This is a genomic window from Amycolatopsis iheyensis (assembly GCF_024703995.1).
Classification (GTDB): Bacteria; Actinomycetota; Actinomycetes; order Mycobacteriales; family Pseudonocardiaceae; genus Amycolatopsis; species Amycolatopsis iheyensis.
On sequence record NZ_JAMXQV010000001.1, the window covers coordinates 201,752 to 214,573 of the forward strand.

The following is a 12,822-nucleotide window of genomic DNA, read 5'->3' on the forward strand; positions in this document are numbered from 1 at the left end:
AAACGGCAAGCAGACGGTTAAATCCCGGTGTAGTTCGACGGTGAGCGACACCGCCGTCACCTACTGCTCAATTGCCAACCCTCCGCGATCAGCGCGGCGGGGTTCCGTTCACCGTCGAGGAGTGATCGGCCGCTCTCGGTGACTTTCACACCGTCGACCGAAACTCCGCGGCCCGTGTAATTCGGGTCGGTGCTGTAACGCCAGCGGAGGCTCACCGACGCGCCTTGCGGCACGACGCCGGTCGCCTTCCACCAGGCACGGTGCCCGTGTCCGGAGAGCGACGTCACATCTCCGGAGGGTGCACCCGGTCCGGAAACCGAGAGAGTGATCGGTTGCCAGTTCACGCCGTCGGTCGTCGCCTGCAGCTGTAATGGATCAGTGCTTCCCTCGGTGTCCACGAAGGCGAAAAAGGACACGTGTGCTTGATCACTATGCGTAGTAAATGGCCGGGTACTCAGTGTGGCCACGCTGGCATTACCCAGCGTGCTCGTCCAGGCGTCCTTCCCGACCGCGGGCCGCACGGCCATGGCCCTGGCCAGCGACGTCGCCCACACCTGGCGCGCGGTGTTGATCGAGCCCCAGTTGCGGGTCGGGTGCACGCGGTTGGTCAGCAGGATCGCGAACGACCGCGATTCGGGGTCGATGACCAGCGTCGTCCCGGTGAAACCGGTGTGCCCGGCGGTGACCGGCGAGGCCAGCGCGCCCATGTACCAGGGCTGGTCGAGCTCGAAGCCCAGGCCGTGCGAGTCGTCCGGGAACTGCTGGTTGTAGTTCGTCAGCAGCAGCCGCACGGTCTGCTCGTTCAGGATCCGATGCCCGCGGTAGGTGCCGCCGTTGAGGATCGTCTGGGCGAGCGTGGCCATGTCGCCGGCGGTGCTGAACACCCCGGCGTGCCCGGCGACGCCGCCGAGCGACCACGCGTTCTCGTCGTGCACGCTGCCGCGGACCATCCCGCGCGGCGGGTTCGCCTCGAACTCCGTCGCGGCGACCCGGCCCAGCTTCGACGCGGGCGGGTTGTAGCCCGTGTCGACCATGCCGAGCGGGGCGGTGATCCGGTCGTGCACGACCTTGTCGAGCGGCTGCCCGGTCAGCTTCTCGACGATGAAGCCGAGCGTGAGCAGGTTGATGTCGGAGTAGAGGTAGGTCGTGCCCGGCTTGTTCTTCAGCGGGCTGTCGAGCACGGCCTGGCGGCGTGCCGGGATGTCCGGGTAGCCGGCCCAGAGCGACGGGATCGGGTCGGCGTCGAAGCCGGAGACGTGCGTGAGCAGCATCTTGATGGTGATGGCGGCCTTGTCGCCGGTGGCGAACTCCGGGAAGAAGCGGCTCACCTTGGTGTCGATGGTGAGCTGACCGCGTTCGACCAGCTGCATCACGGCGATTGACGTGAACAGCTTCGAGATGGACGCCATGTCGAAGATGGTGTCGTCGCGCATCGGGACCTGCTGGTCCGCGGGCAGCTCGGTGCCCGCGGCGTCGGCGTACCGCAGCGCGCCGCCGACCGCGTACCGGTCGACGACCACGCCGTCGTGGGCCAGGAGGCCGACCGCGCCGGAGAAGTGCGGGTGCCCGGTGGCGTCCGGTTTCGTCCAGCTCGCGAGGAAGTCCTCGGCGGCCTTGATGGGCGCCGGGTCGAGGTTGACGTCCTTGGCCCGGCCGTCGCGCAAGGTCGTCCACGGCGCCGCGAAGCCCTGCTGCGGCCGGTCGAAGCGGCCGGCGTCGTCGTGGCTGGTGATGGCGCTGGCTCCAGAGGTCAACGTGGTCAGTGCGACCAGCACTCCGGTGGCCGCGGCGATGACCTTCCTAGCACGCACGAGTTCCCCCTCAGCGGTAGAGCAGGTAGTGACGACGTCTCTGGTCGAACTCGGCGAGCTCGGCCCGCCAGGCCCCGGTGACCTCGTCGACGCCCGCGCCGGCGTCGATCATGGTCCGCAGGCGATCGGACCCGGAAAGCTTGTCGATGTAGTTGTCCGGGCGCCAGGCGAAGACGTCCGGGTGCAGGGCCTTCGCCGTCACGAGCATGGCGACGGCGGTGCGGATGGCGTCGAAGACACGCGGGTCGTCGACGCTCACCTGGACGCCGCCGCAGGTCTGGTTGACGAACTTGCTGAACGTCGGCACGAAGTAGGTCTCGCGGAACTTCGCCCCGGGCAGCCGCAGGTCCTCGAGCTTCTCGCGCCACCGCCAGTCGAGGCCGGGCGCGCCGATGATCTCGAACGGCCGGGTCGTGCCGCGGCCTTCGGAGAACACCGTGCCTTCGAACATGCCCGTGCCGGGGTAGACGAGGGCGGTGTCCGGGGTCGGCATGTTCGGGCTGGGCAGGACCCAGTTGAGCCCGGTCTGCGCGAAGAGCGTGTCACGCTGCCAGCCGCGTACCTGGACGACGTCGAGGTGTGCCAGTTGCACGCCTTCGGCGGGCAGGAACTCCTCGGCGAAGAAACGTGCGAGCTCGCCGGCGGTCATGCCGTGCTGCTGGACGATCGGCTTCTTGCCGATGCCCGAAGCGAACTTCGGGTCGAGCAGCGGGCCGGCCGCGCGGCCGCCGATCGGGTTGGGCCGGTCGAGCACGACGAACGCGGCCTTGACCTGCGCCGCGGCCACCATCGCCGTGTAGAGCGACCAGATGTAGGTGTAGAAACGCGCGCCGACGTCGGCGATGTCGAAGACGACGGTGTCGACGCCCGCTTTGGTGAACAGCGAGGCGAGCTTCGTCGCGTCGGCGCCGTACGCGTCGTACACCGGCACGCCGGTGCGCGGGTCCGTGTAGTCGCCTTCGGAGCCGCCGGCCTGCGCGCTGCCGCGGAAGCCGTGCTCGGGCCCGAAGGCCGCGACCGGCTTGACGCCGGCCGCGACCATCGAGTCGACGATGTGGTCGCCGTCGAGCAGCACGCCCGTCGGGTTCGACAGGACGCCGAGCTTGCGGCCCTTGAACGCCCGCCAGCCCTGCGCGGCGAGCTGTTCCGCGCCGGTGAGGACGCGCCCGGGCTTGTGCTCCGGCTCGGCCCCGGCGACGGCCGAACCGCCCGCGAGGATCGGGACGGCGAGCGCGCCCGCGCCGAGGAAGTGGCGCCGGTTGAGGTTCACCAGGTCAGCCCGTAGCCGAACGGGTACTTCACGGTGTGCACGTCGGCGCCGGCCGGGATGTCGACCGGCAGCTTCCCGGTCGGCTTCGTCTCGCCGAGGATGACCTTGGCCAGGGCTTCGAGCGTCGGCCCGATGTAGCCGTAGGTCGCCAGCCAGGTCTTGACGTTGCTGGCGTAACCGGCGTCGTACGGGATCTGCGCGGCGACCGCGACGACCGGCTTGCCGGTGGCCGCCAGCGCGTCGAGCAGCTTGGTCTGCAAGGGGAAGCCGCCGATGTTGTTGGTCAGCACGACGACGAGGTCGACGTTCCCGGCGTTGGCGACGGCCTGCGCGATCTGGGCGTCGGTCGGCGCCTGACCGGTCTGGTACGCGGTCGCCGTTGTGCCGTGGGCGGTCAGCTTCTGCGCGAGCGTCGCCGTCGTGGAGACACCCCAGCCGGTGACGAGGGCGCTCGCGGGCTTCTGCGCGAGAGGCAGGAGGTTCGCGTCGTTCGCGACGGCCGTGATGCCGCGGTCGGCGATGTCCTGCGCGGTCTTGAGGTTCGCCGGCGTGCCGACCGTCTTCAGCACGCGGTTCGGGTCGACGAACGGCGAGAAGAGGATGCCGCTCTTGAACTTGAGCTTCAGCACGCGCAGCACGCTCTGGTCGATCCGCTGCATCGGGATGTCGCCGGACTTCACGGCGTTGATGACCGAGTTGACCGCGACGTCGAGGTGCACCGGCATGAGCAGCTGGTCGACCCCGGCCTTGAGGGCGAGGACGGGGATCTCGGCGTCGCTGTGCATTTCGCGCACGCCCTGCATCTCCAGGGAGTCCGTGATGACGACGCCGTTGTAGCCCAGCTCGTTGCGCAGTTTCCCGGTGACGATCGGCTTCGACAGCGTCGCGGGTTCGAGCGACGGGTCGAGGCTGGGGAACTGGATGTGCGCGGTCATGATCGACGGGACGCCGGCCTTGATGGCGGCCTTGAACGGCGGCACGTCGGTGGCCCGCCACTGGTCTTCGGTGCTGTCGATCCGCGGCAGCCCGGTGTGGCTGTCGGTCGGCGCGGCGCCGTGGCCGGGGAAGTGCTTCGACGTCGCCGCGACGGACTTCTGGAAGCCCTTGAGCTCGGCGGTGACGAAGTCGCTGGCCAGCCCCGGCTGCCCGGCGAAGGAGCGGACGCCGATGACCGGGTTGACCGGGTTGGAGTTGACGTCGGAGTCGGGCGCGAAGTCCTGGTTGATGCCGACCGCCCGCAGCTCCTGGCCGAGGATGGTCGCGGCCTTCGTCGCACGTCCGGTGTCGCGGCCGGCCGAGATGGCCATGGCGTTCGGGAACTCGGTGGCCGGCGCGCCCATCCGGGTCACCGTGCCACCCTCCTGGTCGGCGCCGATCTGCAGCGGGATGTGCGCCCCGCTGGTGATGGCGGCCTTCTGCAGGCCGTTGGACAGCTTGGAGACCTGCACGGGGTCGTCGAAGTTGTCGCGGGAGTCGTTGTTGAAGTAGATGACGCCGCCCAGGTGGTACTTCTGGATCACCTGGGCCGGGGTGTCGACGCCGAAGTCCGTCTGGTTCTTCGGGTTCACTTCGTCGGCCGTCTTGCCGTTCACCCACGTGACGAACAGCTGCCCGACCTTCTGCTCGAGCGACAGCCCGCGCAGCGCCTGCGTCGCCGCGGCCTCCGCCTGCGCGTCCGCCGTCACCGCCGGTGCGCTCGCCGCGGTCGCGACACCCACACCGGTGAGGGCGAGCACCCCCGCGACGGGCAGGGCGAGCGCATGGAACCTCCGATTTCGGGTCGTCACGACCAGCCTCCCAGAAAGTTGCGGGCGCCCGGGGGACGTCAGAAGTCCACTCGGAAGCGCCAGTATCGGGAAGCTACTCACCGAATCCGTCGATGTCCATCGACCGACCGCAGCAACGGCCCAGTCGTACCCGGATCGGTAGGAAAATCGCCGTTCGCAACATGCTCTGCGGCCGAACGGGCGGTGGACCACGTCGTCGACTGGTCTTTTTCCGGCTTTCCGCATAGACGAGGCGGCGCCCGTGGCCGAAGGCCAACGGGCGCCGCCTGCAAAGCGCGAACATCTCGGGCGACCAAGCGTGCAACTCTGGTCGTACCTACATGGACTCGGCGTGTGGCGTCCCACTACGCAGTCCCTAGACGACGAGCCTCCCGCGGCGCGCTGCGCGTGGGTACCCGGAGTCCGCGCACGGAGGTTTGCCGGGGTGGAACAGGCTTCTCTTCTACCTGCTCCCTGGCCGACCGAACGTCCGCACCTACTTTCTACGCCGTGAGCCCGGTCACTTCAAGTGCGCGGATGGGTGCACCGGTACAGAGGCTGGATCGGGTGACATCGGCACCCTGCGCGACGGACAATTCGGGGCTGGGCCAAGCAAAGCGCAGGTCGTACGGCCGTGTGGGTGGGTGGCTCGCGATTATCGGGACCGTCGGCGACGACTGAGGCCGTACCAGGTCGCGCCGGCGGCCACCGCGCCGACGCCGAGGGCCACCATTCCCGCCGATCGGGTCGGAATCCGGCTGCGCAGCGACATGGGCCGCTCGAACGCCAAGATCGGCCAGCCGCGGTCGAGCGCTTCCCGGCGCAGGAGCTTGTCCGGGTTGACCGCGTGCGGGTGCCCGACGACCTCGAGCAGCGGGATGTCGGTGCTCGAGTCGGTGTAGGCGAAGCACTCGGCGAGGTCGTAGCCGTGGGTCGCGGCGAGCTGCTTCGCGGCGACGGCCTTGTTCGCGCCGTAGCAGTAGAAGTCGACTTCGCCGGAGTAGCGGCCCTCGACGATCTGCATGCGCGTCGCGACGCTCATCGTGGCGCCGAGCATCTCCGCCACCGGCGCGACGACCTCTTCGCCGGTCGCCGAAAGCACGATGACGTCGTGGCCGTCTTCGCGGTGGCGTGCGATCAGCTCCGCCGCCTCCACGTACACGAGCGGGTCGACGACGTCGTGCAGGGTTTCGCGGACGATCGCCGAAACCTGCGCGACGTCCCAGCCGGCGCACAGCGCGGAAACCTCGGCGCGCAACCGCTCGGTCTTGTTCTCGTCGGCGCCGGCGAGGGAAAACACCAGCTGCGCGTAGGCGCTTCGCAACGCGGCGCGACGGTTGATCAACCCTTCTTTGAGCAATGGTTTGCTGAACGCCAGCGCGCTCGACGAAGCGATGATCGTCTTGTCCAGGTCGAAGAACGCGGCCACCGCGTGCTCCGGGCCCGGCTTCCGGATGCGCGACGGCGCGCTGCTCGGTTCGGCCACGGCACCAGGATAAGAGCTTGATCGTGGCGCGTCCCGTTGATCCACCACGCGCGCGTCGCAACGGGCGGAAAATCCATGACAGGAAGGCACTTCCGGCGCGCTGTGCCGTTACCGAACTGTGTATCTCGTCCGGCGCGCGAACCGGCGGCAGGCGGAGTTACAGTGAGGGAGCCCGGTGTCCAACCGGGCCGGTTCAGTCCGACCCCCCGGGGCTGAACCCTTGGCGGCCCCCGTCCCTCCCCCCTGGCGGGGGCCGCCTTCTTACCTTCCGTTTGCATTTCTTTCGCGCGCGCTTCCGTGCCGTCGAAATCGTCGAATGCGGATCTTTCGCGCTCATTTACGCCGCACCTGCGGTGCGCGATCTTGCCACAACCCCCCGACAGAACCGGTCCGCGAGCCGTTCCCGCGCGGCAGTTGTCCACAACACCCCGGTTGTCCACAGCCGCGCCCCCGCCTGGTTGTGCCGCCCCGGCCCCGAGCGCGACGGTGGAATCCGGGCCACCCACGGCCCGCACCGAAGACGGGGGAGGAACGCATGGCGGGCGAACGGCCGCTGGTGGTGGCGGCGGACGAGACGGTGCTCGACGAGATCCTGCGGGTGGCCGCGGTGGCGGGCTGCGAGTTCGAGCGGGCGCCGGACCTGACGGCGGCCCGCGGGCACTGGGCCCGGGCGCCGCTGGTGGTGCTCGACGAAGAAACGGCGCGGCTGCCACCGGCTTTGCCGCGCCGTGCCGGCGTCCTGCTGGTCTGCAAGGGCAGCCCGGGGCCTCAGCTGTGGGAGCACGCGTTCCGCGCCGGCGTCGAGCGGGTGATCTCCTTGCCCGAGGAGGAGACGGAGCTGGCGGGCGCGTTCGCCGACATCGTGGAGACCCCGGCGGAGGAGGCCGGCTTGGTGCTCGGCGTGGTCGGCGGCCGCGGCGGCGCGGGAGCATCGGTGTTCGCGGCAACCCTCGCGCTGGCGGCGGACCGCGGACCGGGCGGCGCACTGCTGGTGGACTGCGACCCACTGGGCGGCGGCCTGGACTTGTTGCTGGGCTTGGAAAAAACGCCCGGCCCACGCTGGTCGGAGGTCCGCTTGAGCGGCCGTGTCTCGGTACCGGCCCTGGCCGCGACGCTACCGAAGCGCAAGCACCGCGGCGGCAGCCTCCCGGTCCTGGCCTGCGGCCCGGGCGGCGAAGGCCCCGCGGTCGAGTCGTTGTCAGCGGTTCTGTCCGCGGCCCGCCGAGCGGGCCGGACGGTGGTGTGCGACCTACCCCGCACCCTGGGCGACGCGGCGGCGGAAGCGGTGGCGGTGGCGGACCTGGTGGTGCTGGTGGCCCCGGTGGAGTTCCGCGCGTGCATGGCGGCGAAGCAGGTCTTGCGTCCACTGTCGGCATTGACGGCCCGCCTGGGCGTGGTCGCGTGTGGACGGTCAAGGGCCGGAGTATCAGCAGCCCGGACGGCGGGCCTCCTGGGCCCACCCCTGCTGGCATCGATGCCACCGGAGCGAGGCCTACCGGCAGCGGTGGAGCGCGGCGAGTTCCCTTCGAAGCCAACGGGCCCCTTGGCAACAGCGGCAGCAGAGGTATTGGCGGTAGCCCACCGCGAAGCCCGGGCGGCGAACAGATGAGCACGGACACCAACCCACCGGCGGCCCGCAGCCCGCAGAGAGTGAGCGAACTGCTCCTACCGACGGTCCTGACCTTGGCCGGCCGAGGCCCGGTGAGCGCAAAGAACTTCCTGACCTGGCTGTCCACCCCGAACAGACAGCAGCCGGAGAACCCCGAGGAGCACCCCCGATGACAACCACGCCACCCACTCCCTTCCTCGCGGCAGGCACCCGAGTCACAGCGCTGCTGGCCGAGGCTGCGGCGGAGCCATCCACCCGGCCCGTCGGCCACCACCGCCCACCCGGCACCCGTGTCACGGCGTTGCTGGCCGAGGCTGCGGCGGAGCCATCCACTCAGCCCGCCGGCCACCATCGCTTGCCCGGCACCCGTGTCACGGCGTTGCTGGCCGAGGCTGCGGCGGAGCTAGCCACCCGACTCACCGCCCTCCACCCCCTGCCCGGCACCCGTGTCCCGGCGTTGCTAGCCCGAGCGGTACCGCCGTGCCCGGCGGCGGAGCCAGCCATCCAGCTCGCCGGCGACGATCGCCTCCCCTGCACCCGAGTCACCGCGTTGCCCGCCCGAGCCGCGGCGGACCTATCCACCCAACCCACCGGTCACCACCGCTTGCCTGGCACCCGTGTCACGGCGTTGCCCGCTGGAGCCGCTGCGGAGCCATCCATTCGGCCCGCCGGCCATCACCGCCCACCCGGCACCCGAGCCACAGCGTTGCTCAACGAAGCCGCTGCGGAGCCAGCCATTCGGCCCGCCGGCCACCACGGCCGACCCGACACCCGAGCCACAGCGTTGCCCGCCGAAGCCGCTGCGGAGCCAGCCATTCGGCCCGCCGGCCACCACGGCCGACCCGGCGCGCGCGTCACAGCGTTGCCCGCCGGAGCCGCTGCGGAGCCATCCACCCGACCCACCGGCCACCACCGCCCACCCGACACCCGAGCCACAGCCGACCTCACCCCCAACCCCCTCCGAAGACACCAGACCAAGGCGGTGAACCCATGACCACCGACTTCGTCGACCGAGTCCGCAACCGCCTCGCGGGCGACCGCCGCCAGGCCGATCCGGTCGCCGTAGCGACCGCAGTCCGGGCCGAAGCCGGCGGCGCCCTCAGCCACGAGGCCGTCCTGGTCGCGGCCCGCCAAGCCCGCGACGAATTCGTCGGCGCCGGCCCCCTCGCCCCGCTCCTCGACGACCCCACGACCACCGACGTCCTCGTCACCGGCCCGGACGAGGTCTGGACGGACGGCCCCGAAGGCCTCACCCGCACCGAAGTCCGCTTCCCCGACGAGGAAGCCGTCCGTCGCCTGGCCCAGCGCCTCGCGCTCGCGGCCGGCCGCCGGCTCGACGACGCCCAGCCCTATGTGGACGGCTGGCTGCCCGGCTCCCGGGTCCGCGTCCACGCCGTCCTCCCACCGGTCGCGGCCAACGGCACCTGCCTGTCCCTGCGCGTCCTCCGCCCGGCAACGCACGACCTCGCCACCCTCCACGAACTCGGCGCCTTCGACGCGAGCGGCGCGAAGCTCCTGCAGTCCGTCGTCGCCCGCCGGCTGGCCTTCCTCGTCACCGGCGGCACCGGCGCGGGCAAGACCACCCTCCTGGCCGCGCTGCTCGGCGCGGTCGACCCGGCCGAGCGCATCGTCTGCGTCGAAGACGCCGGCGAGCTCCGGCCCCGGCACCCGCAGTTCGTCAGCCTCGTGGCCCGTCCGCCCAATGTGGAGGGTGCGGGCGCGGTCGGCCTGCCGGAGCTCGTCCGCCAGGCGCTGCGCATGCGTCCCGATCGCCTGGTGGTCGGCGAGGTCCGCGGCGCCGAAGTCGGAGCACTGCTCTCGGCGTTGAACACTGGTCACGAAGGTGGCGCCTGCACCGTCCACGCCAACTCCCCGGCCGAAGTGCCCGCCCGCATCGAAGCACTGGCCGCACTCGGCGGCCTCGGCCGCGAAGCGGTGCACAGCCAGCTCGTCGCGGCGATCCGTGTGGTGCTCCACATGCGACGCGAGCCCGGCGGCCGGCGACGTCTCGCCGAAGCCGGCGTGCTCCGCGCCGAACACGGCCGGGTCCGCGTGGTGCCCGTGTGGCGCGCGGGCCGCTGGACGATCGACCGCCACCTCTTCACCACGTCGGGAGCGATCGCGTGCTGACTCTGCTGCTGGTGCGCATTTCCTTGCTGGTGAACGTCTTCCCGCGCCGGCAAAGGAGGCCACGATGATCACCGCGTGGGCCTCGCTGTGCGTCGGCGCGGCGCTGGCGTGCTGGCCCGCGGCGCCGAACCGGCTCCAGGTCGCGGTCGAGCGGCCGTCGACGTTCCGGCTGCCCGACGTCTGGGTCGTGGTCCGGTGGCTGGCCCCCGCGGCGTTCGCCGCCCTGCTCGCCGGAGTGGGCGGTGCGATCGCCGCCGGAGTGCTGACACTGGCGTGGCACCAGGAGTGGCGAGCCCACCGCCGGGCGACGGCGGAGCTCGCGATGGCCGCCCACACCGCGACGGCGTTGCGGACGATGGTGGCCGAGCTCCGCGCCGGCGCCCACCCGGTGACCGCGGCCGAAGCCGCCGCGGACGTCGTGCCGGCGGTGGCGGGTGACCTCCACGCGTTGGCGGCCGCGGCCCGCCTCGACAGCGAACTGCACGCGCCGGCCCTCCCGGAACTGGCCTCGGCCTGGAGCGTGGGCAAGCGCTACGGCCTGCCGATGGCCGACGTCCTCGACGCGGCCCGCCGCGACGCGGAAGCGGCCCTGACGTTCGGCCGCCGGATGCGGGCGAAGCTGGCCGGCCCCCGCGCGAGCGCGGCGGTGCTCACCGGGCTCCCGGCCCTGTGCGTGCTGCTCGGGCAGGCCATGGGTGCGGCGCCGTTGCCGGTGCTGGCCGAAAGCACGCCGGGTCAGCTGCTGCTGGTCACGGGCAGCGTCCTGCTCTGGGCCGGCACGGCCTGGTGCCGCGCCCTGACCGGAACGGTGCGGATCCGATGACCGCGGCCGCACTCCTCCTTTTCGCGGGCGCGCTCCTCATCTGGCCAGGCGACGCCGCCACAGCGCGACGCTTCACCTGGCTGGCCGCCGGCCCGGAGCCGGCACCCGCCCACCCTTGGCGCCAAGCACTCCCACACATCGCGACGACTCTGGGCGGCGCCTCGACGGCCCTCCTGATCGGCGGAGTGACCGGCGTAGCGGTGGGCGGCCTGATGACGGCCGCGGGCTGGTGGGCAATCCGCCGCACCCGACGGCCGCGAGCGCCAACGGTCGACATCGCGACAAAGCTCCGCCTGGCCGGAACCCTCGACCTCCTGGCGGCGTGCTTGCGCGCGGGCCTGCCGGTGCCATCGGCGCTCGACGCCGTCTCCGACCTGGCACCCCCGAACGCCGGCGCGGCACTCGAGTCGACGTCCGGCCTGCTCGCCCTCGGCTCCGGCCCCGAGGAGGCGTGGGCGCCGGTACAAGCGGTCCCGGGCCTGACCGAGCTGGCAGCCGCGGCAATCCGCACGTCTCGTTCGGGAGCGGCATTCACCACGGCGGCGGCCGACCTGGCCGCCCGCTTCCGTGAAGAACTGGCCACGGCGGCGGAGGAACGAGCCGAACGGGCCGGGGTGGCGCTGGCCCTCCCGGTCGGCCTGTGTTTCTTACCGGCGTTCTTCTGCCTGGGTGTGCTGCCGGTCGTCCTCGGCCTGGCCGGCCGCCTGGGCCCTCTGTTCTGACTGATCGAAAGGAAATCCCATGCGCGCAGTCCACCGCCCCACCTCCGACGACGGCTCGACAACGGTCGAGTACGCGATCGTGACGGTCGCGGTAGCGGCGTTCGCGGCAGTGCTCTACAGCTTGCTCACGGGCGACTCGGTCGTGTCGTGGCTGACGAACCTGGTGATGAAGGCGCTGACGGTGCCGTCATGAGAGAGCGGGACGACGGCTCGGTGACGGTCGAGGCAGCGCTCGGCCTGGCGGGCCTGACGGTGGTGACGGTGCTGCTGGTGGCGGGCTTGACGTTGCTGACGGCCCAGCTGCGCTGCACGGACGCGGCGCGCGAAGCAGCACGCCTGCTGGCAAGAGGCCAACCCGAAGAGGCGGCAGCGGCGGTCCACGAGATCGCCCCACCGGAGGCGAAGCTGGCAATAGAGCGGACGGGAGACGAGATAAGGGTGGAGATAACAGCCCACCCGGCCGGCGGCCTGCTGCCGGCGGTCCACCTGCAGGCAACGGCGTACGCGGTAGCGGAGCCGGGCGCGGAGACGCCAAATGCCGGCTGACCCACTCGCACAACCGCAACCCCAGGCCGGCTCACGAACGCAGTGCACGCGAGGGCCCAAGCCCATCAAGCCGGGCCCCGGCCAAGACAGCGGAGTGGCCACGATCTGGACGGCAATGGCGGTGGCGGCCCTGGCCGGAATCGCGGTCCTGGGCTGCTGGCTGGCGGCGGCGGTGCTGGCCCGCCACCGCGCGGAGACCGCCGCCGACCTGGGTGCACTCGCGGCCGCCTCGCACGCTGCCGAAGGGCCGGACCGAGCTTGTGAGCGTGCCCGGTGGGTGGCGGAGCAGATGGGAGTGACGCTCCTGACCTGCCGATGGCAGCGGTTGGACGCCCTGGTCGAGGTCGAGGCACCCAGCCTCGCCCTGGCCGGCTTGCCGGCCCCTGCCGCCCGAGCACGCGCAGGTCCCGCTGGCCAGCCGCCGTGACCGCCCTGGCGCGGCCGCCCGCGCGTCGGCGGCCGGTTGGCCCCGCACCGGCGGCCAGCGGCGCCGCGGCAACCACGTCGCCTGTATCCGGCCGGCGCTGCCGCAGTAGCCGGCCAGCGGGACCGCGGCAACCGCGCCACCCCCGCGCCCGCCCCAGCCGGGAGCGGGACCGCGCCAACCGCGCCACCCCGCGCCCGCCCCAGTCGGCCGGCGCTGCCACGCCATCTTCCGC

The 12,822-nt window shown here is 71.7% G+C and carries 11 protein-coding genes; 7 read left to right on the forward strand and 4 right to left on the reverse strand.

The window, feature by feature from the left end; translation table 11 throughout:
- Nucleotides 1-56: 56 nt before the first annotated feature.
- The 4 genes from M8542_RS01090 to M8542_RS01105 all read right to left on the reverse strand — a co-directional run bounded on the left by M8542_RS01090 (nt 57) and on the right by M8542_RS01105 (nt 6,333).
- The gene (locus M8542_RS01090; protein ID WP_257918552.1) at nt 57-1,775 is read right to left on the reverse strand and encodes a serine hydrolase domain-containing protein; all 1,719 of its coding nucleotides are present in this window, start codon (nt 1,773-1,775) and stop codon (nt 57-59) included.
- A gap of 46 nt (nt 1,776-1,821) precedes the next feature.
- On the reverse strand, nt 1,822-3,081 hold the full coding sequence (locus tag M8542_RS01095; protein WP_257918051.1) for an exo-beta-N-acetylmuramidase NamZ family protein: 1,260 nt from the start codon (nt 3,079-3,081) through the stop codon (nt 1,822-1,824).
- The gene (locus tag M8542_RS01100) at nt 3,078-4,817 is read right to left on the reverse strand and encodes a glycoside hydrolase family 3 protein (RefSeq protein WP_257918553.1); all 1,740 of its coding nucleotides are present in this window, start codon (nt 4,815-4,817) and stop codon (nt 3,078-3,080) included. The genes M8542_RS01095 and M8542_RS01100 overlap by 4 nt, the downstream gene beginning before the upstream one ends.
- A 685-nt stretch (nt 4,818-5,502) precedes the next feature.
- Nucleotides 5,503-6,333: an HAD family hydrolase gene (locus tag M8542_RS01105; protein WP_257918052.1), complete on the reverse strand. Its 831-nt coding sequence runs from the start codon at nt 6,331-6,333 to the stop codon at nt 5,503-5,505.
- A 535-nt stretch (nt 6,334-6,868) separates the two neighbouring features.
- Between M8542_RS01105 and ssd the strand changes: the two genes are divergently transcribed.
- From ssd to M8542_RS01140, 7 genes are all read left to right on the forward strand, one after another.
- A complete protein-coding gene (ssd, locus tag M8542_RS01110; protein ID WP_257918053.1) occupies nt 6,869-7,942 on the forward strand; it encodes a septum site-determining protein Ssd in 1,074 nt (357 codons plus the stop codon).
- 990 nt (nt 7,943-8,932) lie between these two features.
- Nucleotides 8,933-10,072: a TadA family conjugal transfer-associated ATPase gene (locus M8542_RS01115; protein ID WP_257918054.1), complete on the forward strand. Its 1,140-nt coding sequence runs from the start codon at nt 8,933-8,935 to the stop codon at nt 10,070-10,072.
- A 64-nt stretch (nt 10,073-10,136) separates the two neighbouring features.
- Complete coding sequence (locus M8542_RS01120) at nt 10,137-10,895, forward strand: type II secretion system F family protein (protein WP_257918055.1); 759 nt, start codon at nt 10,137-10,139, stop codon at nt 10,893-10,895.
- Entirely contained in the window at nt 10,892-11,617 is a 726-nt protein-coding gene (locus tag M8542_RS01125; protein WP_257918056.1) for a type II secretion system F family protein, read from the forward strand. Before M8542_RS01120 ends, M8542_RS01125 begins: the two co-directional genes overlap by 4 nt.
- A 19-nt stretch (nt 11,618-11,636) precedes the next feature.
- Nucleotides 11,637-11,810, forward strand: a complete 174-nt coding sequence (locus tag M8542_RS01130) for a DUF4244 domain-containing protein (protein ID WP_257918057.1) — start codon at nt 11,637-11,639, stop codon at nt 11,808-11,810.
- A complete protein-coding gene (locus M8542_RS01135; protein WP_257918058.1) occupies nt 11,807-12,163 on the forward strand; it encodes a TadE family type IV pilus minor pilin in 357 nt (118 codons plus the stop codon). Before M8542_RS01130 ends, M8542_RS01135 begins: the two co-directional genes overlap by 4 nt.
- Before the next feature lie 94 nt (nt 12,164-12,257).
- A complete protein-coding gene (locus M8542_RS01140) occupies nt 12,258-12,590 on the forward strand; it encodes an Rv3654c family TadE-like protein (RefSeq protein ID WP_257918059.1) in 333 nt (110 codons plus the stop codon).
- The last annotated feature ends 232 nt before the right edge of the window (nt 12,591-12,822 follow it).